The organism is Burkholderia sp. AU44665, from assembly GCF_030504405.1.
Taxonomy (GTDB): domain Bacteria; phylum Pseudomonadota; class Gammaproteobacteria; order Burkholderiales; family Burkholderiaceae; genus Burkholderia; species Burkholderia semiarida.
This window is the reverse complement of the sequence record NZ_JAUJRI010000010.1, coordinates 30,053-53,329: the sequence shown is the minus strand read 5'-3', so window position 1 is coordinate 53,329 and position 23,277 is coordinate 30,053. Positions and strand designations below refer to the sequence as shown.

Here is a 23,277-nt window from a genome sequence, read left to right as displayed (position 1 = left end):
GGGCGCGCCGATGCCAAGGCCGGCGCGCTCAGCCCGCGCTCGCGTACAGCGTCGAATCCACGAACCCTTCGGCGTCGAGCACGCGCCCGATCAGGATCAGCGCGGTGCGCTCGATATGCGTGCCCTGTACCTTGTCGACGATGTCGGCCAGCGTGCCCGTCACGCGCTCCTCGTCGGGCCAGCTCGCGCGATAGATCACCGCCACCGGGCAATCGGCGCCGTAATGCGGCAGCACTTCGTCGACGATGCGCGCGAGATGGCGCACGCCGAGATGGATCGCGAGCGTCGCGCGATGCGCGGCGAGCGCGCCGAGCGCTTCGCCCTCCGGCATCGTCGTCTTGCCCGCGAAGCGCGTGAGGATCACCGTCTGCGCGACGCCGGGCAGCGTCAGTTCGACGCCGAGCGTGGCCGCGCATGCGGCCGTGGCCGTCACGCCCGGCACGATTTCGTATGGAATCCCGAGCGCTTTCAGGCGGCGGATCTGCTCGCCGATCGCGCCGTACAGCGACGGGTCGCCCGAATGCACGCGCGCGACGTCCTGCCCCTTCGCGTGCGCGGCGGCAAGCAGCGCGACGATCGCGTCGAGATCGAGTTCGGCCGTGTTGACGACCTGCTCCGCGCGATGACCGTCGAGCACGGCGGCCGGCACGAGCGAGCCCGCATACAGGATCACCGGGCACGTGCGCACGAGGCGCTGGCCCTTTACCGTGATCAGCTCCGGGTCGCCGGGGCCCGCGCCGATGAAATACACCGTCATCGAAATTTCTCCGTCAATTCGTGGGATGAGCCGCTGCGTTGCGTCACGCGCGCGCGGCCGGATCGAGTGCGTCGACGAGCGCCGCGACCGAGTCGAACGCGCGGTCGGCATCGGGCAGCGGCGGCCGGCGCAGCATCACGACCGGCAGCCTGCGTTCGCGCGCGACGTCGAGCTTGGCCTCGGTGGCCGCGCCGCCGCTGTTCTTGCTGACGACGACGTCGATGCCTGCCAGCGCGAACAGCGCGCGCTCGCCTTCGGGCGTGAACGGCCCACGCGCGGCGACGACCTGCGCGCGGGCGTTGCCGGGGTGCGCATCGAGGCAGCGCACGAGCCAGAACTGGTGCGGCGGGATCGCGTCGAGATGCGCGAGCGGCTCGCGGCCGAGCGTGAACAGCGGGCGCCTGAACGGCGCGAGCGCGGCCTCGATGCCGGCCCAGTCGTCGACCATCCGCCAGTCGTCGCCCGGTTGCGGCGTCCACGGCGCGCGTCGCAGCGCCCAGAGCGGCACGCCCGCGGCGCGCGTCGCCGCCGCGGCGTTCGCGCTGATTTGCGCGGCATACGGATGCGTTGCGTCGATCACGAGACCGATGCCGGCGTCGCGAAGATACGCGGTGAGCCCGGCCGCGCCGCCGAAACCGCCGACGCGCACGTCGCAGCGCAGATCGTCTGGCGTCTTGCCGAGACCGGCGAGACTGTAGACATGATGCGGGCCGAGCGTGCGCGCGATCTTCAGCGCATCGCCGGTGCCGCCGAGCAGCAGGATGCGCGGGCTCATCGCGCCTCCCCGACGAAACGGCCCTGCCGGTCGATCGCGAACATCTCGACCGAGACCGACGGCGGCACGATGTCGCGCGCCACCCGCAACGCATGCGCGCAGACGAGATCGCCGAGCGGCACGCCGTCGGCCTGCGCGAGTTTCAACGCTTCCTGGCTCGTGTTCGCGGCGCGCATCGCGGCCTGCAGCGCATCGCTCGCGCCGGCCTCGGCCGCCCACTGCGCGAGCAGCGGCAGATCGATGCTCGAATGGCGGCTGTGCAGGTCGAGATGGCCGGCCGCGAGCTTGCTGAGCTTGCCGAAGCCGCCGCACATCGACAGGCGCGCGACCGGCGCGCGCCGCAGGTGCTTGAGCACCGCGCCCGCGAAATCGCCCATTTCGATGAGCGCCATGTCGGGCAGACGGTAGTGCGCGCGCATCGCGTCCTCGCTCGCGTTGCCCGTGCAGGCGGCGATGTGCGCGATGCCGTTCGCCCGCGCGACGTCGATGCCCTGATGAATCGACGCGATATAGGCCGAACACGAGAACGGCCGCACGATGCCGGTCGTGCCGAGGATCGACAGCCCGCCGACGATGCCCAGGCGCGGGTTCATCGTCTTCAGCGCGAGCGCCTCGCCACCTTCGACGCCGATCGTCACGTCGAAGCCGCCCGCGTAGCCGTGTTCGGCGGCGAGCGCTTCGAGGTGCGTGGTCATCATCTGGCGCGGCACCGGGTTGATCGCCGGTTCGCCGACCGGCAGCGTCAGCCCCGCACGCGTGACCGTGCCGACGCCCGGCCCGGCATGAAAGCGCACGCCGGGCGCGGCCGCGAGCGCGACACGCGCGAAGATCAGCGCGCCGTGCGTGACGTCCGGATCGTCGCCGGCATCCTTGATCGTGCCGGCTTCGGCGCCCTCGGCCGTGGCGCGGCAGAATTCGAGCCGCATCATCACGCGCTGCCCCTTCGGCAGCACGATCTCGACCGCGTCGTCCGCGTGACCCGCGAGCAACAGCCGCGCGGCCGCGAGCGACGTCGCGGTCGCGCAGCTGCCGGTCGTGTAGCCGAAGCGTAGCGGCGCGGGCTGTTCGGGGGTTTCGTCGCGCATCACGCGTCCATTGGGTTCGACGTGTTCGACATATGCGACGAGCCGGCCGTGTCTGTCGCGTCGGGCTTGCGCACGTCGTACAGCGTGACGGGCAGCGGCTGCCGCCACGTGTCGAAGCGGCCGAGCGGCTCGGCATGCGCGAGCGACACGCGCGTGAGCGTGCCGCCATGCGCATCGCGCCACGCGGCGAGCGCGATCTCGCCCTGCAGCGTGACCGCGTTCGCGACCAGCCGCCCGCCGGGTTTCAGCGACGCCCAGCACGCGTCGAGCACACCCGGCGCCGTTGCGCCGCCGCCGATGAAGATCGCGTCGGGCGCGGCGAGCCCCGCGAGCGCAGCGGGCGCGCGGCCCGCGACGAGTTGCAGGCCCGGCACGCCGAGCGTATCGCGGTTGTGTTCGATGAAGCGCTGCCGCTCCGCATGCGCTTCGATCGCGATCGCCTGGCAGGATGGATGCGCGCGCATCCATTCGATGCCGATCGACCCGCTGCCGGCGCCGACGTCCCACAACAGTTCGCCGGGGGCCGGCGCAAGACGACCTAGCGTCATCGCGCGCAGGTCGCGCTTGGTGAGCTGGCCGTCGTGGCGGTATGCGTCGTCGGGCAGGCCGGGCGTGAGCGCGCGGCGCGGCGCATCGGGCCCCGCCTGGCAGTCGAGCGCGACGAGATTGAGCGCGGCGGTTTCGTCGACGTTCCAGTCCTGCGCGAGGCCGTCGATACGGCGCTCGAGCGGCCCGCCCAGATGCTCGAACACGCTGACGCGCGTCGGCCCGAAGCCGCGTGCGGCGAGTTCGGCCGCGACGGCGGCCGGCGTGCGGCCGTCGGCGCTCAGCACGAACAGGCGCCGGCCCGGCAGCAGGTGGCGCGCCAGCGTCGCGAGCGGACGCCCGACGAGCGACACCGCGCCGACGTCCTGCAGCGCCCAACCGAGGCGCGCGGCGGCGAGCGACAGCGACGACGGCGCGGGCAGCACGCGCCATTCGTCGGGAGAAAGCTGGCGGGCGAGCGTCGTGCCGACGCCGAACAGCATCGGGTCGCCGCTCGCGAGCACGCATACGGGCGCGCCGCGGCGCGCGAGCAGCCCCGACAGGTCGAACGGCGACGGCCAAGCTTCGCGCGCGGCCCGCAGCCGGGCGGGCAGCATGTCGAGATGCCGTTTCGCGCCGACCACATGCGTCGCGTCGAGCAGCGCGCGCCGCGCGTGGCGTCCGAGCCCCGCGTAACCGTCGTCGCCGATGCCCACTACCGTCAGCCACGCCGTCATGCACCCTTCCCCATCGTTCGATTCCATCGTGTCGCCGCGCGGCCGTGAAAGCGCCGGTGCAGCCGTCCGCGTTGCGAAAAACGGCATGGTACCGTGTTCCACCCGGCGTTTCATCCGCCGGCCCGCCCGCGCCCGATCGTTGCCCGCTTCGCCCGCCGCGAACGGCCGGCCGGTCGCGAATCGCGGCCGAAATCGGGTATCCTACGGCCGTTCGTTCGCCGGTGCCCCTCGGGGCCGAAGAGGGAACACAGGGCGCCTCGCGCGCCGCTGTGGCTGCCCCCGCAACTGTAGACAGCGAGCCGATCTCCCCCTCATGCCACTGGTTTCACCGGGAAGGCCGGGAGCCGGCGCCGACCTGTCAGCCAGGAGACCTGCCGGCCAGAAAGTGCGTGCGTGCCAGTCGGCGTCGGGCGGGGTGTACCGATGCGTTGGCCGCGGCGCCACACTGTCCCGGTATCTCGTTGAATTCCGCTCCCGATTCGATCCCTGCGTCGCCCGCCGTGCGCCCGTCGGCCTGCCCGGGGCTCGTGCGCGTGGTCGCGGCCGTCGACGGCGGGCTGTGCCGGATCAAGCTGCCGGGCGGCCGGCTCGACGCGCGCCAGGCGCGCGCGATCGCCGCCGCCGCGCGCCTGTACGGCTCCGGTGCGATCGACGCGACCAATCGCGCGAATCTCCAGCTGCGCGGCATTCGCGACGGCGCGGCCGATGCGCTGGCGCACGCGCTGCTCGACGCGGGGCTCGGCCCCCGCGCAAGCGCCGACAACGCCACCTTCGATGCAGCCGCGCTCGCGGCGAGCGACGACGTCCGCAACGTGATGGTGAGCCCGCTCGCCGGGCACGACCCGGCCGCGCTCGTCGATAGCCGCGCGCTCGCCGAGTCGCTGCTCGACATGCTGGCGAGCGAGCCGCGTCGCGGCGAACTGTCGCCGAAATTCTCGATCCAGCTCGACGGCGGCGAAACGGTCGCGGCGCTCGATCATCCGCACGACATCTGGCTGGCGGCGTGGCGTCGCGGCGACGGCGCGATGCGTGTCGCGGCGGGGCTGGCCGGCTGTCCGCCGGTTGCGCGCGGCGACCGGCCGGCTTCGGTCGACGTATCGCCCGATCAGGCCGTCGCGCTGGTTCGCGCGCTGCTGCGCGCGTTCCTCGATCTCGCGCCGGCCGAGGTCACGCGGATGCGCGCGTTGCTGGAGACGTGCGACGAACGCACGCTGCTCGAACGCGCGCAGCACGACCTGCCCTTCCCGCTCGCGGCCGATCCGGCGCTTGCCGACTGGCGGCGCACGCGCACCGACCCCGCGTTGCGCTTCGGCGCGCGCCCGTCGCGCGACGCGGCGCGCTGCAGCATCGGCGCGCAATTCGCGCTCGGGCGGCTCGACGCGGCGCAACTGGAACGGCTCGCCGCACTGGCCGAAGCCGACGGCGACGGCACGCTGTCGATGACGCCGTGGCAAGGCGTGTTCATGCACGGCGTGCCGAACGCGCGTGCGGCTGCGATGCGCGAAGCACTCGCGTCGCTCGGCCTCGTGTGTGCGTCGTCCGAACCGTTGGCTGCGCTCGTCGCGTGCGCCGGCAGCGCCGGCTGCGCGAAAGCGCACGCCGACACGAAACACGACGCGCGCGCGCTCGCCGCGCGTCTCGGCCATCCGCTCGACGTGCATCTGACCGGTTGCGAACGCCACTGCGCGCTGCCGCACCCCGCCGCGCATACGCTCGTCGCGGTGGCGCCCGCGCACTACGACCTTTACCGGCGCGACGCGGCCGCGGGCCTCGGCGCCCCGCTCGCGCGCCATCTGACGATTGACCAGGCCGCGGTCCGACTCATGGACGCGCGGCACACCCAGGACACCACCGATGCTTGACTACATTCGCGACGGGCAGGAAATCTACCGCCAGTCGTTCGCGACGATCCGCGCCGAGGCCGACCTGTCGCAGATCCCGCCCGATCTCGAGAAACTCGCGGTGCGCGTGATCCATGCGTGCGGGATGGTCGACATCGTGTACGACCTGCGTTTTTCCGCTGGCGCCGGCACGGCCGGCCGTACCGCGCTCGCGGCCGGCGCGCCGATCCTGTGCGACGCGAGGATGGTCGCCGAAGGCATCACGCGCGCACGGCTGCCCGCGGCCAATCGCGTGATCTGCACGCTCGGCGAGCCGGAGGTGCCCGATCTCGCGCGGCAACTGGGCAACACGCGTTCGGCCGCGGCGCTCGAACTGTGGCGCCCGCATCTCGCGGGCAGCGTCGTCGTGATCGGCAATGCGCCGACCGCGCTGTTTCATCTGCTCGACATGATCGACGCCGGCGCGCCGCGCCCTGCGCTGATCCTCGGCTTCCCGGTCGGTTTCATCGGCGCGGCCGAATCGAAGGCGATGCTCGACGCCGACAGCCGCGGCGTGCCGTACGTCGCGCTGCTCGGCCGGCGCGGCGGCAGCGCGATGGCCGCCGCCGCGGTCAATGCGCTTGCAACGGAGGTCGAATGACGACGGCGCGCGGACGGCTGTTCGGGGTCGGCGTCGGCCCGGGCGACCCTGAACTGATGACGATCAAGGCGCTGCGCGTGCTGCAGGCAGCGCCGGTGGTCGCGTATTTCGTCGCGAAAGGCAAGAAAGGCAACGCGTACGGCATCGTCGAGGCGCACCTGCTCGACGGGCAGACGCAACTGCCGCTCGTCTACCCGGTGACGACCGAGGCGCTGCCGCCGCCACTGTGCTACGAGACGGTGATCGCCGATTTCTACGACACCGCGGCCGACATCGTCGCCGCGCACCTCGATGCGGGCCGCGACGTCGCGGTGATCTGCGAAGGCGATCCGTTCTTCTACGGCTCGTACATGTATCTGCACGACCGCCTCGCGCCGCGCTACGACACCGAGGTGATCCCCGGCGTGTGCGCGATGCTCGGCGGCACGGCCGTGCTCGGCCAGCCGCTCGTCTATCGCAACCAGAGCCTGTCGGTGCTGTCGGGCGTGCTGCCCGAGCACGAACTGCGCGAGCGGCTCGCGCGGGCCGACGCGGCCGTCGTGATGAAGCTCGGCCGCAATTTCGACAAGGTGCGGCGCGTGCTCGACGAACTCGGGCTCGCGAAGCGCGCGCTGTACGTCGAGCGCGCGACGATGGCGAACCAGCGCATCGTGCCGCTCGACGAGGTCGATCCGATGGCGTCGCCGTATTTCTCGCTGCTCGTCGTGCCGGGGGAAAAATGGCAAGGATGACGACGCCGCCCGCGATCGTGATTCTCGGCGCGGGCGCGCTCGATACCGCACGGCGGATCCAGGCGCGTTACCCGGGCGCCCGCGTGCACGGGCTCGCGTCGCGCGTCGACGCCGACGTGCCGTTCGACGAACTCGGCGCGCATCTGCGCGAACTCTATGCACGCGGCTTGCCGATCGTCGCGTTGTGCGCGGCCGGCATCGTGATCCGCTGCCTCGCGCCCGCGCTCGCCGACAAGGGCGTCGAGCCGCCGGTGCTCGCGGTCGCGGAGGACGGCTCGGCCGTCGTGCCGCTGCTCGGCGGGCTGACGGGCGTCAACGCGATCGCGCGTGAAATCGCCGCATGCGTCGGCGTCGCGCCGGCGATCACGACGAGCGGCGAACTGCGCTTCGGCGCATGCGTGCTCAATCCGCCGGAAGGCTATGCGCTCGCCGACCTCGCGCAAGGCAAGCGCTTCGTGTCCGACCTGCTCGCGGGCGCGTCGACGCGCGTCGACGGCGCCGCGCCGTGGCTCGACGAGGTCGCGTTGCCGCGCGATGCCGCGGCCGCGCATGCGATTCGCGTGACGCCCGATGCGTGGCGCGGCGCGCGCGACGAACTCGTGATTCATCCGCGCAGCGTGGTGGTCGGCGTGGCGGCGGATGCCGTGCATGCAGCGCAAGCGCTGGCCGTGCGTATCGAAGCCGCGCTCGACGCGCAGGGCCTCGCGCGGCTGGCGCTCGCGGCCATCGTCGCGCCGGCGTCCGCGATCGGCGACGCCGCGCTGGAAGAAGCGGCGAGCACGCTCGACGTGCCGCTGCGTTTCGTCGCTAGCGATGGCGATCGCGACCGCGACGCGCCCGCCGACGCCGCCACGCTGCTCGGCCGCGCATTACGTGTCACCCACACGCTGCGTGACGCATCGAACGGTCTCGCGTGCGCGGTCGCATCGCAGCCGGTCGATCCGGCCACGCTCGGCCGCGCACGCGGCCGCCTGACGGTGCTCGGCCTCGGCCCGGGCGGCGCCGCATGGCTCACGCCGGCCGCGCGCGCGGCGCTCGCGGACGCGACCGACATCCTCGGCTACACGACCTACGTGAACATGGCCGGCCCGTTTCGGGCGGACCAGCGCGTGCACGGCACCGACAATCGCGAGGAAATGCAGCGCGCGCGCCATGCGTTCGAACTCGCGGCCGAGGGCCGGCGCGTCGCGGTCGTGTCGTCGGGCGACCCTGGCGTGTTCGCGATGGCCGCGGCCGTGCTCGAAGCGCTCGACGAAGCACGCGACCCGCAATGGGCCGCGGTCGACCTGCGCGTGGAGCCCGGCATCTCCGCGTCGCTCGCGACGGCCGCGCAGGCCGGCGCGCCGCTCGGCCACGATTTCTGCGCGATCTCGCTGTCGGACAACCTGAAGCCGTGGGACGTGATCGAGACGCGCCTGCGGCACGCGGCGCAAGCCGATCTCGTGATGGCGTTCTACAACCCGATCTCGCGCGCGCGGCCGTGGCAGCTCGACCGTGCGCTCGATATCGTGCGCGCGCATCGCGCGGCCGATACGGTGGTCGTGCTCGGCCGCGACATCGGCCGGCCGGGCGCGACGCTCTCGACGACGACGCTCGGCGCGCTGCGCGGCGAGCAGGTCGACATGCGCACGATGGTGATCGTCGGCTCGTCGACGACACGGCGTTTCGCGATCGGCAACACGCGCGAATGGGTCTATACGCCGCGCTGGTATCGGTGAACGCGGCTGCGCGCGGCGTGGCGCGTACCGCATCCGGGGCGACGCTCGCGTGAATGCGCATGCATGCGCCCCGGCGATCGGCATGCCGGCGCGTCGCCGGTTCGCTGGAACCGGTCCATGCGCACTGCGTCGCGCGACCGGTCGGAAAAAGTGCCCGCCCCGCGTTTCGAAACGCGAACGAATCGGCAAGTTCGTTACGTATCGGAAATCGAATAGCAAAAAGAAGAACACCTAAATTCCCTATTCGACGCGAATCCTCCAAGATAGGCACGCCGTCAGCGGGACACGTGCCTTTCCCGCCGGCGGCGATACGCAGGCCAGCGTATCCCTCTTCCACTTGGAGAACACAGAATGAACAACAATGTGTTGCCGCGTTTCGTTCCGCGTGCGTTTGCCGCGGGTTGTCTGCTCGCGATGGCGAGCGTGTCGCACGGTGCCGGCGTCTATGCACCGTATGTCGACGTGACGCTTTATCCGACACCGCTGGTCGACCAGATCGGCGTACGCCAGGGCATCCAGCAGTTCACGCTCGCGTTCGTGGTCGCGGGCAACGGCTGCGTGCCGTCGTGGGGCGGCGTGCAGCCGATCGGCAACGGCGCGAGCGGCGGCCTGCTGACCGCGCTGTCCACGTCGATCGCGAGCTACCGCGCGAAAGGCGGCGAAGTCGCCGTGTCGTTCGGCGGCGCGAACGGCACGCCGCTGATGCAGGCGTGCTCGACGGTTCCCGCGCTGAAGACTGCATACCAGACGGTGATCGATACGTACGGCCTCACGCATGTCGATTTCGACATCGAGGGCGCGTCGCAGCAGGATACGGCGGCGGTGGCGCGCAACTTCCAGGCGGTCGCGCAACTGCAGGCCGACTACGCGGCGAAGGGCAAGCCGCTGCACGTGACGCTGACGCTGCCGACGATGCCGACCGGGCTCACGCAGGACGGCGTGAACGTCGTCAACGCGGCCATCGCGAACAAGACCGCGTTCGATGCGGTCAACGTGATGGCGATGGATTACGGCCCCGCGAACATCGACATGGGCGCCGCGGCGATCAGCGCCGCGCAGGCGCTGTATTCGCAGCTCGACACGGCGTTCAAGTCGGCCGGCCAGCCGAAGACCAACGCGCAGCTGTGGCAGATGGTCGGCGTCACGCCGATGATCGGCGTGAACGACGTGCAGGGCGAAACCTTCACGCTCGCGAATGCGCAGACCGTGCTGAACGCGGCGGTCGCGAACGGCTACGGTTTCTTCGGCAACTGGTCGGTCGGCCGCGATCAGGCGTGCCCGTCCGGCGGCACGTATGCGTCGCCGACCTGCTCGGGCGTCGCGCAGCAGCCGTACGCGTTCGCGGCGATCTTCAGGAAGCTCGACGGCAAGTGGGGCGCGGGCGTCACGCAGGACCCGAACTACGGCGGCGGCTCGGACGGCGGCACGCCTCAGCCGGGTGCACCGTGGGCGGCCGGCCAGGTCTATACGGCCGGCGCGACGGTCACCTACCAGGGCACGACGTATCAGGCGCAGTGGTGGACGCAGGGCGACGTGCCCGGCCAGGCCGCCGTGTGGAAGCCGGTCGGCGGCGGCACGCCTGCGTGGTCGGCGACGACCGCGTACCAGGGCGGCACGTGCGTGACGTACCAGGGCGCGAAGTATTGCGCGAAATGGTGGACGCAGGGCGACAACCCGAGCGCGGGCGGCGTGTGGGTGAAGTCGTGACGGTGCGGCGCGCTCGCGCGTGACGCGCGGCGGGCCGTTCCCGGCGTGGCAGGACCGCACGCCGGCGACGGCCCGCAGCCGGCGCCCTACCCGCGCGCGTGCTCGGCCAGCAGCCGCGCCTTCGCGTCGACGAGCAGCGCCGCATGCGTGTCGCGATGCTGGCGGATCCGCTCGGTCGGCCCGACGATCGACAGCCCGTACCAGTCGCCGTCGAGCGTCAGCGCGACCGCGATCGCCGACAGTTCGGGCGCGCTTTCGCCGAAGTTCTCCGCCCACCCGAGTTCGCGAAACCGCGCGGTCTGCGCGACGAGCGTCGGCAGGTTGGCCACCGTCGCGTCGGTGAAGCGTTCGAACGGCAGTTGCGCGCCGAGTGCCTGCTGCGCATCGGCGGCGAGTTCCGCGAAGATCGCCTTGCCGATCGAATTCGCATGCAGCGGCCGCAGTTCGCCCGGCTGGCGCGTATAGCGGATCGCCTGCTCCGATTCGACGACGTCGAGGTACGTGACCGACGCGCCCTGGATCTTGCCGAGCACGGCCGTTTCGCGGCTCGCGTCGCGCAGTGCGACGAGGTGCGGATGCACGATGTCGACGACCGGATCGGTCGCGTCGATCGCGGCGGCGACCGTCTGCAGGCGCCGCGTCGGATAGTAGCCGCCGCGCTTGCGCACTTCGTACAGATAGCCGCGGCTCACGAGCGTGCGCGCCATCGCGAGGCAGCTCGACGCCGGCACGTTGAGCAGGCGCGCGAGTTCGGTGAGCGGCAGCGGCCGCCGTTCGGCGGCGAACAGCTCGAACAGGTCGAGCGTGCGGGCAACGAGTTTGACGTCCATGACGAGCGCTTGATTCGGAACGGGAACCCGCGTGCCGGGCGGGCCGCCGGGTCGGTACGGTCAGTACGACTTCGGCAGCCCGAGCACCTTCTCCGCGATGTAGCACAGGATCAGTTGCGGACTCACGGGCGCGAGCCTCGGAATCATACACTCGCGCAGGTAGCGCTCGACATGGTATTCCTTCGCGTACCCCATCCCGCCGTGCGTCGCGATCGCCGTCTGGCACGCCTGGAACGCCGCTTCCGCGCCGAGGTATTTCGCCGCGTTCGCCTCCGCGCCGCACGACTGGCCTGCGTCGTAGCGTGTCGCGGCCTTCATCACCATCAGCCACGCGGCCTCGAGCTGCATCCATGCCTGCGCGAGCGGATGCTGGATCGACTGGTTCTGCCCGATCGGCCGGCCGAACACCACGCGCTCGCACGCATACTGCGTCGCGCGGCGCAGCGCGGCCTGCCCGAGCCCGATCGCCTCGGCGGCGATCAGGATCCGTTCGGGGTTCAGCCCGTGCAGCAGATAGCGGAAGCCGTCACCTTCGTTGCCGATCAGGTCGTCGCGCGGCACGCGCAGATTGTCGATGAACAGCATGTTCGAATCGACCGCCTTGCGGCCCATCTTCTCGATTTCGCGCACCTCGACGCGCGAGCGGTCGAGGTCGGTATAGAACAGGCTCAGCCCGTCGGTCGGTTTCGCGACCTGATCGAGCGGTGTCGTGCGCGCGATGATCAGCATCTTGTTCGCGACCTGCGCGGTCGAGATCCAGATCTTGCGCCCGCTCAGCACGTAGTGATCGCCGTCGCGGCGCGCCTGCGTGCTCAGGTGCGTGGTGTCGAGCCCGGCGTCGGGTTCGGTCACCGCGAAGCATGCCTTGTCGCGCCCGGCGATCAGCGGCGGCAGGAAGCGCGCCTTCTGCGCATCGTTGCCGAACACCTGCACCGGATTCAGACCGAAGATGTTCATGTGGACGGCCGACGCGCCGGACAGCCCGGCGCCCGACGCGCTGATCGTGCGCATCATCAGCGCCGCCTCGGTCATCCCGAGGCCGGCGCCGCCGTAGGCCGGATCCATCGCGATGCCGAGCCAGCCGGCCTCGGCGAGCGCCGCGTGGAAATCGGCCGGAAACCCGCCCGCGCGATCGCGTTCGAGCCAGTAGTCGTCGCCGAAGCGCTCGCAGATTTTCTCGATCGCGCTTTCGATCGCGCGCTGGTCGTCGGTCAGGTCGAACTGCATGGACTGCTCTCCCGGCAAGCGTGAACGGCCGCGCCGCTCACAATGGAAACACGCCCGTCGCGACCGCGGCGAAGACCATCAGCACGGTGGCGGCGAACAGGAACGGAATCGTGAATTTCTGGTGCTCGGCGAGCTCGACGCCGGTCAGGCCGACGATCAGGAACGTCGCGGGCGTGAGCGGGCTCACCGGGAAACCCGTCGTCATCTGGCCGAGCAGCGCGGCCTGCGCCATCTGGATCGGTGGCACGCCGAGCAGCTTGCCGCTCTCCGCGAGCACCGGCAGCACGCCGAAGTAGAACGAATCGGGATCGAACAGCAGGCTGAGCGGCATCGACAGCAGCCCGAGCACGAACGGCATGTGGCGCGCGTGCTCGACCGGCACGTGCGCGACGACGACCTCGGCCATCGCCTTCAGCATCCCGGTGCCGGACATGATGCCGGTGAACGCGCCGGCCGCGAGCAGCACGCTCGCCATCATCAGCGCGGCCTTCGCATGCGCATCGATCCGCTCGCGCTGCGCGTGCACGTCCGGATAATTGATCACGAGCGCGGCGACCGTGCCGAGCATGAACATCACCATCGGGTCGACGATGCCCGACACCAGCGTGACGAGCACGACCAGCGTCAGCGCGACGTTGATTCCGAAGCGGCCCGGCCGGCGCAACGCGCGCTCGGCGTCGGTCAGCTCGCGCGGTGCGATCGCGAGCGCGGCCGCGCCGGCGCGGTCGAGCCCGAGCCGCTTCGCCTCGCGCACGCCGAGCACGTACGCGGTGCCGAATACGAACACGAGCCCGACGATCTGCACCGGGATCATCGGCGTGAAGATCGCCGAGCCGGGAATGTGCAGCGCGGCCGACGCGCGCAGCATCGGCCCGACCCACGGCAGGAAATTGACGCCGGCCGCCATCGACGCGACGCACGCGAGGATGCGACGATCCATCCCGAGCCGCGTATAGAGCGGCATCATCGCGGGCAGCGTGACGAGAAACGTGACGGCGCCCGAGCCGTCGAGATGGATCAGCAGCGCGAGCAGCGCCGAGCCCATCACGATGCGCGGCGGATGGCAGCCGATCACGCGCAGCACGCCGGCGATGATCGGATCGAGCATCCCCGCATCGGTGAGGATACCGAAAAATAGAATCGCAAAAACGAACATCCCGGCGATCGGGCCGATGTTCTGTACGCCGTGCACGACGAACTTGCCGGTCTGCAATCCGAAGCCGGCCGCGAGCGACGCGGCCACCGGCACGACGATCAGCGCGACGAGCGGCGACAGCCGCTTCGTGATGATCAGGCCGAACAGCGCGACGATGGCGATCGCGCCGATCCATGCGAGCATGATGCGTCTCCTCTTCAGCCGGTGCGCGTGTCGGTGCGTGTCGATGCGCGGGCCGGCGTGATGTCCGAATTGTTGGTGTGCCGGCGCGCGCGGCCGTGCGCCGCAAGGCGGCACGGCCGACGGCGGCCAGGCCGGTCAGGTCCGGCGGTTGTCGTCGTTGCCGTTGTCATCCGCAAACACCTGTGCCGCATGTTCGTTCAGCGCGGGCGGCGGCCGCCGGTACGTGGCCGGCGTGCGGCCGAGCTTGATCGGCGACGCGATGCCGCGATGCCGGCCCAGCTCGACCTTCATCTGCCGATGCGCGACATGCGGGTGGTCGAGCGCCGCGTCGAGCCCGAGCACGGGCGCGCACGGCACGCCGCGGCGCATCAGGTGCTCGGCGAGCGTCGCACCGTCGTGCGCGGCCAGCGCCGTTTCGAGCAGCGTACGCAGCGCGGCGCGGTTACGGCTGCGCGCGCGGTTGTCCGCGAAGCGCGGATCGTCGAGCCAGTCGCGCGTGCCGAGCACGTCGCACAGCGCGGCGAACTGCCCGTTGTTGCCGACCGCCAGGAAGATGTCGGCGCCCGCCGTCGGAAAGCTGTCATACGGCGTGATGTTCGGATGCGCGTTGCCGGTGCGCACGGGCGCCTGGCCCGAATGGAAGAAGTTCGCCGTATGCGGATGGAGGATCGACAGCGCGCAGTCGAACAGCGTCGATTCGACGAACTGGCCGCGCCCGCTCGCATCGCGCTCGCGCAGCGCCATCAGCACGCCGAGCGCCGCGTTCAGCCCCGTGACGAGATCGACGATCGGCACGCCGACGCGCAACGGTGCGCCGCCGGCTTCGCCGTTGACGCTCATCAGCCCCGCGAGCGCCTGCACCGCCGCGTCATAGCCCGGCAGCCCGCCGAGCGGACCATCCGCGCCGAAACCCGACACGCGGCAATAAACGAGGCGCGGAAACCGCGCGTGCAGCGCATCGAAACCGAGCCCCCAGCGCTCCATCGTGCCGATCTTGAAGTTCTCGACCAGCGCGTCCGCGTGTTCGAGCAGCCCGAGCAGCCGCTCGCGATCGGCCGGCTGCGTCAGGTCGAGCGCGATGCCGAGCTTGTTGCGGTTCACGCCGAGGAAGTACGACGCTGTGTCGCCGTCGAACGGCGGGCCCCACGTACGCGTCTCGTCGCCGGAAGGCGGTTCGACCTTGATCACCTCCGCGCCGTGGTCGGCGAGGATCTGGGTCGCGTACGGGCCGCCCAACACCCGCGACAGATCGATGATGCGCAATCCTGCCAGCGCGCCCTGCTGCTCGTGTTCCGCCATGCGTCTCGCTCCTGGTTCCGGTCGATCGGACTGCCGGTTCCGGTGGGCCGGCGCTTGCGCGCGGCCAGTCCGGATTCGATGAATAATTCTTGTGTGTGAATTTATATTCACACTCACGAATTATGTTGTCAAGCCCGGATGGACCCGCTTGCCGTCCGGATCACGCCGTCGCGTGCAAGTGGGGATGACACCGAACGCGCGCCGGTTGCGGTGGCGCCCTGCGCTTCGCTAAGCTGGCGGGCAACCTTCATCCCTATCCATACAAGGCAGAACATTCATGAAACGGTTGTGGCTGGCGGCCCTCGTGCTGGTGTCGTCGCTGGGCGTCGCGCACGCGCAGAACCAGACTTTCCACTTCGGCGAAGGACAAACCGGGATGCCGGGCGCGGCGCCGCATGCTGCGCGGCCGGCCGCCCGGCCCGCGCCCGCGCGCCGGCACGTCACCGCGCCGTCGCGTCATCACCGGCGTGCCGTTGACAAGCGCCGCCATTCGCGCCGGGCGAAACCCGCGCGCAGCGGGATTTACACGCACGCGTGAACTGTCGTCCGTGGGCGCGACGGCGGCGCATGGAACGGTCACGAACGGCCGGTCACGTCGGCGCTGCGGGCTGCATGCCGTCGCCGCCGGGCGGCGCACGACACGCCGCTCGAAGCCGCGCAGCGGGAGCTTGCGGAGGAAACGAGGCTGGAGGGGCTCGCACTCGACTACGTGGTGCGGTTCGGCGGCCTGACGAAGCTGCGTCACGTGTTGGTGGCCTGGCCGACGTGCCGGCGAACCTGACGCTGTGCGCGAGCAACGAGATCGCGCGCTGCATGTGATTCACCGTCGACCGGCTCGACACGCTCGGGCGAGCGTACCGACGCGCAAGATCATCGAACTGCCGCGGCTCGACTGTTTTTCAGAGTGCACGAGCGAGCCGCTTCGCCGAGCTCGACGCCGGCCCGGGCTCGGGTACCGACCGCGGCGATTACGCGCGCAGGAACGGGCCGGCCTTGCGTTCGAGCAGCGCAACGAGTTCGGGCTGCATGAACGCGTAGCGGTCGGGGATGTCGAGGCAGACGATCTTCCGGTGCTTCAGATGCGCGCCGAATTGCGCGGACAGTCGCGCCTTGTGTGCGCGCTCCATCACGAACACGATGTCCGCCCAGTCGAGCTGCTCGGCGGTGAGCCGCGCGTCCGCATCGGGCGCGAGGCCCGCGGAATCGGTCTCGATGCCCGGCCACGCGGCGAATACCGCTTCGGCCGTCGGGCTGCGCAGCCGGTTGCGGCTGCAGATGAACAGTGCGCGCGTCATGTCGCTTCGCGCCGCCCCGGGATGGCCCGCTCAGCCTTGCGGAATCGTGCCCGGTCGCACGTACGCGAGCATGTGCGGCACGTAATCGGCCTTGCCGAGCTCGACGCCGTGATGGCGCAGGATCGCGTACGCGGCGATCGCGTGAAAGTAGAACTGCGGCAGCGCCCAGTCGCGCGCGTACTGTTCGCCCGTCATGTCGAACGCGGTCCCGTTCGGCAGCTCGAGCGAGATCGGCAGCGCCGCGCCGCCGTCGAGCGCATCGGGCGCGAGTTCCCCGAGAAAGGCGAGCGTGCCGGCGATGATCGCCTGCGCGTCGGCCGGCGAGCCGGGTTGCGCATCGGCGTTCCAGCCGGCCTCGCGCAGCGCCAGCAAGGCAGCCGGCAGCGGCTCGCCACGCAGCCGGTGGACCGGCTCCATCGCCTGGAAACACGAGAAACGCACCTGGGCGGCGAGCGGATACATGTCGGGCGCCAGCCTCAGCGTCATCGCCGCGTCGGCTTCCTCGCCCGCGGCTTGCCGGTGCGCGACGGCCTTGTCGAGCCACGCGGACTGCGCGCGCAGCATCTGGGTGTACGTCGGAACGAGAAGTTGGGTCGGTGACACGCGTGCGCTCCTGTGCTGGGGGTTCGCGCCACACGATAGCAGCGTCGGCGCAAACCTGCATCCCGGCGGGGGCGCCGACGTGTCGTTACGGCTTGCCGTGCCGCGCCAGAAAACGGTCGAGCTGCGATGCAAATGCCTTGCCGTCGCGTGCGCTGAATGGCGCCGGGCCGCCCGTGTCGATGCCCGCGCTGCGCAACTGGTCCATCATCGCGCGCGTCGACAGGCGTTCCTCGATGTTTTCGCGACTGAACCAGTTGCCGCGCGGGTCGAGCGCATGCGCGCCCTTGTCGAGCACCGCGGCGGCCAGCGGGATGTCGGCGGTGATCACGAGGTCGCCGGCTTCCACCAGCTCGACGATGCGCGCATCGGCCACGTCGAACCCGGCCGGCACCTGCACGGCCTTGATGAACGGCGACGGCGGCGTGCGCAGAAACTGGTTCGCGACCAGCGTCACGCAGATTTCGGCACGACGCGCGGCGCGAAACAGCATGTCCTTGATGACGGCGGGACACGCGTCGGCATCGACCAATACTTGCATGGCGGGCGTTTCCAGGGAGCAGAAGCGGAAACGGTGATCATAGCGCACCGCCGGGCGGCCATCAGCCCGCGAGATCCGTGCGAAGCGCGTCGGCCGTCACCCACTGCGCGCCCCACGCCGCGGCAAGCCGCGGGCCTTGCCCGATCCGCACGGCCGCATCGTCGAAGTCGACGAACACGACGTGATCGGCTGCCGCGGGTCTCGCCGGCATCTCGCGCGCGCGCCCGTCGGACAGCACCCACAGCCAGCGCTGCCTGGCCGGCTCGCGGCGCGCCGCGCGGGCGAGCAACTGCGCGGCGGCCGCGATGCCGTCCGCCAGCGGCGTGCCGCCGCCGCCGTCGACCGGCTCGAGCCAGCGCGCATTCCACCAACGCGGCACGGCCGGGCCGAAGCGCCGCGCGGCGCCGTTGCCGCCGAAGCAGACCAGCGCGGTTTCGGCACGCTCACGCGCGGCCTGATCGAAATACGCGACGATCAGCCCCTTCGCGAGCGCGAGCCGCTCGTGCGACAGCATCGACGCCGAACAATCCAGCACGAAGCAATGCAGCGCGTGCGGCGTGCCCGCGCGTTTCGCGAAGCGCAGATGGTCGCGGCGCAGCGGGCTCCCGCGTTTCGCGGCGAGCGTCGCCGGCCACGCGACGGCCGCGCCGGCACGCAGCGTACCCGGCACGCGCGCCGCTGCGCCTGATTGCCATCGAGGACCGCGAATCGCGTTCGCGGCGGCGCCGGCTCGATGGCTCAGCGTTTTTTTAGCGGCAGCGGCACCACGCCTTTCACGTCGCGCAGCCCGGCCGGTTCGGGCGGCAGGTAGCCCCAGTCACCCTGCGATGCCGACGCGCCGGCCTGTGTTTCGCCCGATCGGTCGCCGGGCTGCTGGCGCGTATCCGGCGGCGAACGATCGTCGCGTTCGCCGCCGTGTTGCGACGACTGGCGCGACGACTGATGCGGCGGCTCCGCATGGCGCCGGTGCCGCAGGACGGCTTCGGCCACGCGCTCCACGTGCGACACCGTCACCGCGTCGGCCTGCTCCAGCGCGGCCAGCGCGCGCGCGGCGCGCAGCATCACGAGATCGGCGCGCAACCCGTCGACGGCCGCATCGATGCACAGCGCGCTGACGCGTGCATGGACCGCATCGTCGAAATCCAGCGCCGGCAGCCGCGCGCGCGCCGCGTGAATCCGGTCCGCGAGTGCGCGCTGGGCAGCCGCATGACGCGCGCGAAACGCGTCCGGATCGAGATCGAATGCAAGACGCGCCTTCACGATCCGCTCGCGCTGCCCAGCGTCGAAGCAGTTCTCGAGTTCGACCATCAGCCCGAAGCGGTCGAGCAACTGCGGGCGTAGCTCGCCCTCCTCGGGATTCATCGTGCCGACCAGCACGAATCGCGCGTCGTGCGCGTGCGACACGCCATCGCGCTCGACGATGTTCACGCCGCTCGCGGCGACGTCGAGCAGCGTATCGACGAGCCCGTCGGCAAGCAGGTTCACTTCGTCGACGTACAGCACGCCGAGATGCGCGCGAGCCAGCAGGCCCGGCCGGAAGCGCACGCCGTTTTCGGCGAGCGCATGCGCGAGATCGAGCGTGCCCGTCACCTGCTCGTCGCTCGCCGACAGCGGCAGCGTGACGAACTGCCCTTCCGGCAACAGCTCCGCGAGGCCGCGCGCGGCCGTCGATTTCGCGGTGCCGCGCGGGCCGCTGACGAGCACGCCGCCGAGCGACGGGTCGATCGCGGCGAGCAACAGCGCCTGCTGCAATGCGTCCTGCGCGACGAGCGCCGCAAACGGAAAAACCGCGCGGGCGCGGTGCGTCGTCGGATCGGTCATCGCGGTCCTCCTTCCTGGCGTTGTTCGCTGGCGAGCCAGACCGCTTCGATCCGCTCGCGATAAGGGCCCGGCTGCTGCCACAGCCCGCGCTGCATCGCTTCGACGAAGCGTTCGCAGATGCCGTGCAGCGCCTTCGGGTTGTGCCGTTCGAGGAACGCGCGGGTGGCGTCGTCGAACAGGTACGCGTCGGCGACGAGCGCGTACTGGTGATCGGACAGCACGCGCGCGGTCGCGTCATAGCCGTACAGGTAGTCGACGGTCGCGGCCAGCTCGGCCGCGCCCTTGTAGCCGTGACGCTTCACGCCGTCGAGCCATTTCGGGTTGACGACGCGCGAGCGGATCACGCGCGCGATTTCCTCGCGCAGCGTGCGCATCTTCGGCGCGACGGGGTTCGCATGGTCGCCGTGATAGATGCTCGGCTGCTGCCCCGACAGATGGCGCACGGCCGCCGTCATCCCGCCCTGGAACTGGTAGTAGTCGTTCGAATCGAGGATGTCGTGCTCGCGGCTGTCCTGGTTCTGCACGACGACGTCGATCGTCGCGAGCCGCTCGCCGAACACGTCGGCCGCCGCGTCGCCCGCGCTGTTCTGCGCGTACGCGTGGCCGCCCCATTGACGGTAGGCATCGGCGAGATCGGCGTCGGTCTGCCAGCGGCGCTGGTCGATCAGATCCTGCAGGCCCGCGCCGTAACTGCCCGGCCGCGCGCCGAACACGCGCCAGCCGGCGCGGCGCCGCGCGTCGTCGGGCGCCATGCCCTGCGCGACCCACTTCTCGCGTTCGCGCTCGATGCGCGCGCGGATCGGGTTCAGCTCCTCCGGCTCGTCGAGCGCGGCAACCGCCTGCACGGCCGCGTCGAACAGATGCATCAGGTTCGGAAACGCGTCGCGGAAGAAGCCCGACACGCGCAGCGTCACGTCGATGCGCGGCCGGTCGAAGATCTCGATCGGCAGGATCTCGAAGTCGGTCACGCGGTGGCTGCCGTGCGCCCATTTCGGCCGCACGCCGATCAGCGCGAACGCCTGCGCGATGTCGTCGCCGCCGGTGCGCATCGTGGCCGTCCCCCACACCGACAGCCCGATCGCGCGCGGATAGTCGCCGTGATCCTGCAGATGGCGTTCGATCAGTTGCTGCGCGGATTTCAGCCCGAGCGACCACGCGGCTTGCGTCGGCACCGCGCGCGTATCGACCGAGTAGAAGTTGCGGCCCGTGGGCAGCACGTCGGGGCGGCCGCGCGACGGCGAGCCGCTCGGCCCCGGCGGCACGAAATGCCCGTCGAGCCCGCGCAGCAGTTGACGCATTTCCTCGCGGCCGCACGCGTCGAGTGCGGGCAACAGCGTCGACCGCACGCGCTCGATCACCGCGAGCGTATGCGGCCATTCGCCGGGCGGCGGCACGTCGATACCGGAATTCTCCGAAGCGGTTCCGCACACAGTGGCCAGCCAGTGCTGCGCGAGCCGTTCGAGCCGCTCGCGCGTATCGCCCGCATGCCGCCACGGCGACGCGTCGAGCGTCTGCAGGATGGCCGGCCGCGGCCCCGTCCACGGCGCGGCCCAGTCGGCCGCGAGCGGATCGAACGCGTCGCCGAGCGCAAGATCGCGCGCGAGCGCGCCGATCAGCCCCGCCCGTTCGCCCTTGCCGTCGCCAACCGGAAAACGTGCGAGCGCGAGCAGCGTGTCGCGCCGCTGGCGCTCGACCGGCGACGCGCCGAACACGTGCAGCCCGTCGCGAATCTGCGCTTCCTTCAATTCGCACAGCCACGCGTCGACCCGCGTGAGCAGCGCATCCTCGTCGCCCGCATCGCGCGGCGGCGACACGCTCAGCTCGTCGTGCAGACGATGCTCGGCGATCGTCGCGAGGATCGTCTTGCGCAGCAGCTTCGCGCGCCGCGCATCGACCATCAGCGCTTCGTAGTATTCGTCGACCTGCCGTTCGAGATCCTGCAGCGGCCCGTAGTTTTCCGCGCGCGTGAGCGGCGGCATCAGGTGATCGACGATCACGGCCTGCGCGCGGCGCTTCGCCTGGCTGCCCTCGCCCGGATCGTTGACGATGAACGGATACAGGTGCGGCAGCGGCCCGAGCGTCAGGTCGGGCCAGCACGCGTCGGACAGCGCGACGCTCTTGCCCGGCAGCCATTCGAGATTGCCGTGCTTGCCGAGATGGATGACGGCGTCGACGCGATACGCATCGCGCAGCCAGAAATAGAACGCGAGATACGCGTGCGGCGGCACGAGGTCGGCATCGTGGTAGCTCGCGTAGTCGTTCTCGTCGCGCGAGCGCGACGGCTGGATGCCGACGAACACGTTGCCCGCGCGCCAGCCGGCGATCGTGAAACGCTGTTGCCGCAGCGTCGGATCGGCTTCGGGCGGCCCCCACCGTTCGTTCAGCGCATCGCGCACGGCGGCCGGCAGCCGCGCGAACCGCGCGACGTAGTCGGCCAGCGCGTAACTCTGAAAGGCGGGACGCAGCGTACGCACGGCGGGATCGTTGGTGACGCCCTCGGTGAGCCGCGCGATCAGCGCGTCGCCGTCGGGCGGCAGGTCGGCCACGGTATAGCCCGCGTCGCGCAGCGCCGCGAGCACGCGCAGCGCGGAGGCAGGCGTATCGAGCCCGACGCCGTTGCCGATCCGCCCTTCGCTTTGCGGATAGTTCGCGAGAATCAGCGCGATGCGCTTGTCGGCGTTATCCAGCGTGCGCAGCCGGCACCAGCCGCGCGCGAGCGCCGCGACGAACGCGATCCGCTCGGCATCCGGCTGGTAGCGCACGACATCGACCTCGGTATGCGGGCAACGATACGCGAGCCCCTTGAAGCTCACCGCGCGCGTGACGATGCGCCCGTCGACCTCGGGCAGCGCGATGTGCATCGCGATGTCGCGGGCGTGCAGGCCCTGGCTGTCGGCGAGCCACGCGTCGCGATTGCCGCCGGACAGGATCACCTGCAGCACCGGCGCGTCGCCCGCGAGCACGTCGTGCTCGGGGCTGTCGATCGCGCCGGCCGCGAACGCGGTGGTATTCAGCACGAGCGCGACGCCATGCGTGTCGCACAGCTGCGTGATGACCTCGCGGCTCACCGCGTCCTTCAACGACGTGACCGCGATCGGCAGCGGATTCAGTCCTTCGTCGATCAGCGCGTCGGCCAGCGCGTCGAACACGGCCGTGTTCGCGGCCTGCCAGTGCGCGCGATAGAACAGGATCGCGACGACCGGTGCGCCGGGCGTCCAGCGCGGCCGCCAGTCGTCGACGCTCGCGCGGTCGCGCGCCGGGTGATACAGCGCGGCGGCCGGCAGCGGGCGCGGCGGTTCGGGCTCGTCGCCGAACCCGAGCGTGTGAAACGCGATGCTGCGCAGCAGCGCGTCGGCGTTGTGCACGCCGCCCTCGCGCAGATAGCGCCACCACAGCCGGCACAGGTCGGGCCGGACCGTGCTCTTCGCGACGAGGTTCGGATCCTCCTGCAGGTCGCCCGAGAACATCGCGAGCTGCTGCCCGCGCTTCGACGCGAGCGACACGGCCTGCTCGATCCCGTACGGCCAGTATGCTTCGCCGCCGAGATGATCGATCACGACCGTCTTCGCGTGACGCAGCACGTCGTCGACGTAGAAATCGACCGACGCCGGCTGCCGCAGGAACGTGACGTTCGCGAGCCGCACGCTCGGAAATCCTTCGGGCAAGTGCGGCACGACGCTCGCGAGCAGCGACAGCGTCGTGTCGGCCGAACTCAGGATCACGATGTCGGCCGGCTGCTGGTCGATCCGGACGACGCCCTGCGTATCGTCGACGAAGCCGCCCGGCGTGGTGCGCAGCAGATGCATCGT

Annotated in this window: 20 protein-coding genes, 1 pseudogene and 1 riboswitch; of the genes and pseudogenes, 7 read left to right on the top strand and 14 right to left on the bottom strand. The window is 70.9% G+C overall.

All coding sequences use genetic code 11. The features are described from left to right. Positions 1-28: 28 nt before the first annotated feature. Genes cobM through cbiE form a run of 4 tightly spaced genes read right to left on the bottom strand, consistent with a single transcriptional unit; the run spans position 29 to position 3,879 of the window. Positions 29-757, bottom strand: coding sequence for a precorrin-4 C(11)-methyltransferase (gene cobM / locus QZM15_RS20765; protein ID WP_302107173.1), 729 nt, complete (start codon positions 755-757; stop codon positions 29-31). A gap of 43 nt (positions 758-800) precedes the next feature. Then, complete coding sequence (locus tag QZM15_RS20760; protein WP_104012134.1) at positions 801-1,532, bottom strand: cobalt-precorrin-6A reductase; 732 nt, start codon at positions 1,530-1,532, stop codon at positions 801-803. Beyond that, positions 1,529-2,617 (bottom strand): cobalt-precorrin-5B (C(1))-methyltransferase, encoded by a 1,089-nt coding sequence (locus QZM15_RS20755; RefSeq protein ID WP_104012135.1) that lies wholly within the window; start codon positions 2,615-2,617, stop codon positions 1,529-1,531. The genes QZM15_RS20760 and QZM15_RS20755 overlap by 4 nt, the downstream gene beginning before the upstream one ends. Continuing rightward, positions 2,617-3,879: a precorrin-6y C5,15-methyltransferase (decarboxylating) subunit CbiE gene (gene cbiE / locus QZM15_RS20750; RefSeq protein WP_302107226.1), complete on the bottom strand. Its 1,263-nt coding sequence runs from the start codon at positions 3,877-3,879 to the stop codon at positions 2,617-2,619. Before cbiE ends, QZM15_RS20755 begins: the two co-directional genes overlap by 1 nt. A gap of 202 nt (positions 3,880-4,081) precedes the next feature. After that, positions 4,082-4,273: riboswitch (cobalamin riboswitch) on the top strand. A gap of 106 nt (positions 4,274-4,379) precedes the next feature. Here cbiE and cobG point away from each other — a divergent pair. The 5 genes from cobG to QZM15_RS20725 all read left to right on the top strand — a co-directional run bounded on the left by cobG (position 4,380) and on the right by QZM15_RS20725 (position 10,516). After that, a complete protein-coding gene (gene cobG / locus QZM15_RS20745) occupies positions 4,380-5,741 on the top strand; it encodes a precorrin-3B synthase (RefSeq protein ID WP_302107225.1) in 1,362 nt (453 codons plus the stop codon). Continuing rightward, complete coding sequence (locus tag QZM15_RS20740) at positions 5,734-6,360, top strand: precorrin-8X methylmutase (RefSeq protein WP_059584056.1); 627 nt, start codon at positions 5,734-5,736, stop codon at positions 6,358-6,360. Before cobG ends, QZM15_RS20740 begins: the two co-directional genes overlap by 8 nt. Then, positions 6,357-7,091: a precorrin-2 C(20)-methyltransferase gene (locus QZM15_RS20735; protein WP_060318548.1), complete on the top strand. Its 735-nt coding sequence runs from the start codon at positions 6,357-6,359 to the stop codon at positions 7,089-7,091. The genes QZM15_RS20740 and QZM15_RS20735 overlap by 4 nt, the downstream gene beginning before the upstream one ends. Continuing rightward, a complete protein-coding gene (gene cobJ / locus QZM15_RS20730) occupies positions 7,088-8,809 on the top strand; it encodes a precorrin-3B C(17)-methyltransferase (protein ID WP_302107172.1) in 1,722 nt (573 codons plus the stop codon). Before QZM15_RS20735 ends, cobJ begins: the two co-directional genes overlap by 4 nt. 351 nt (positions 8,810-9,160) lie before the next feature. Beyond that, positions 9,161-10,516, top strand: a complete 1,356-nt coding sequence (locus tag QZM15_RS20725) for a chitinase (protein ID WP_302107171.1) — start codon at positions 9,161-9,163, stop codon at positions 10,514-10,516. 86 nt (positions 10,517-10,602) lie between these two features. On the opposite strand, the gene QZM15_RS20720 is transcribed toward QZM15_RS20725, so the two are convergent. The 4 genes from QZM15_RS20720 to QZM15_RS20705 all read right to left on the bottom strand — a co-directional run bounded on the left by QZM15_RS20720 (position 10,603) and on the right by QZM15_RS20705 (position 15,211). Continuing rightward, positions 10,603-11,346, bottom strand: coding sequence for an IclR family transcriptional regulator (locus QZM15_RS20720; RefSeq protein WP_104012139.1), 744 nt, complete (start codon positions 11,344-11,346; stop codon positions 10,603-10,605). Positions 11,347-11,406: 60 nt separating this feature from the next. Continuing rightward, positions 11,407-12,573 (bottom strand): acyl-CoA dehydrogenase family protein, encoded by a 1,167-nt coding sequence (locus QZM15_RS20715; protein ID WP_226290490.1) that lies wholly within the window; start codon positions 12,571-12,573, stop codon positions 11,407-11,409. Positions 12,574-12,610: 37 nt separating this feature from the next. Next, positions 12,611-13,912 carry a CitMHS family transporter gene (locus QZM15_RS20710; RefSeq protein WP_059584070.1) on the bottom strand — a complete coding sequence of 434 codons (1,302 nt, stop codon included), beginning with the start codon at positions 13,910-13,912 and terminating at the stop codon, positions 12,611-12,613. Between the two features lie 135 nt (positions 13,913-14,047). Continuing rightward, a complete protein-coding gene (locus QZM15_RS20705) occupies positions 14,048-15,211 on the bottom strand; it encodes a CaiB/BaiF CoA-transferase family protein (RefSeq protein WP_302107170.1) in 1,164 nt (387 codons plus the stop codon). 277 nt (positions 15,212-15,488) lie between these two features. On the opposite strand from QZM15_RS20705, the gene QZM15_RS20700 reads away from it, so the two are divergent. Both QZM15_RS20700 and QZM15_RS20695 read left to right on the top strand, forming a co-directional pair. Next, on the top strand, positions 15,489-15,749 hold the full coding sequence (locus tag QZM15_RS20700) for a hypothetical protein (protein ID WP_104012143.1): 261 nt from the start codon (positions 15,489-15,491) through the stop codon (positions 15,747-15,749). Positions 15,750-15,848: 99 nt separating this feature from the next. Then, positions 15,849-16,113: pseudogene (locus QZM15_RS20695) on the top strand (NUDIX domain-containing protein); the annotation flags it as partial. 66 nt (positions 16,114-16,179) lie between these two features. Here QZM15_RS20695 and QZM15_RS20690 read toward each other — a convergent pair. From QZM15_RS20690 to cobN, 6 genes are all read right to left on the bottom strand, one after another. Further along, on the bottom strand, positions 16,180-16,506 hold the full coding sequence (locus QZM15_RS20690; protein WP_059584077.1) for a low molecular weight protein tyrosine phosphatase family protein: 327 nt from the start codon (positions 16,504-16,506) through the stop codon (positions 16,180-16,182). Between the two features lie 30 nt (positions 16,507-16,536). Next, positions 16,537-17,109: a DUF1993 family protein gene (locus QZM15_RS20685; protein ID WP_302107169.1), complete on the bottom strand. Its 573-nt coding sequence runs from the start codon at positions 17,107-17,109 to the stop codon at positions 16,537-16,539. Between the two features lie 85 nt (positions 17,110-17,194). Continuing rightward, positions 17,195-17,647, bottom strand: coding sequence for a YaiI/YqxD family protein (locus QZM15_RS20680; RefSeq protein WP_011351963.1), 453 nt, complete (start codon positions 17,645-17,647; stop codon positions 17,195-17,197). 61 nt (positions 17,648-17,708) lie between these two features. Further along, complete coding sequence (locus QZM15_RS20675) at positions 17,709-18,317, bottom strand: VWA domain-containing protein (protein ID WP_302107168.1); 609 nt, start codon at positions 18,315-18,317, stop codon at positions 17,709-17,711. A gap of 68 nt (positions 18,318-18,385) precedes the next feature. Continuing rightward, positions 18,386-19,468, bottom strand: coding sequence for an ATP-binding protein (locus tag QZM15_RS20670; protein WP_302107167.1), 1,083 nt, complete (start codon positions 19,466-19,468; stop codon positions 18,386-18,388). Then, positions 19,465-23,274: a cobaltochelatase subunit CobN gene (gene cobN, locus QZM15_RS20665; RefSeq protein WP_302107166.1), complete on the bottom strand. Its 3,810-nt coding sequence runs from the start codon at positions 23,272-23,274 to the stop codon at positions 19,465-19,467. Before cobN ends, QZM15_RS20670 begins: the two co-directional genes overlap by 4 nt. Positions 23,275-23,277 lie beyond the last annotated feature (3 nt).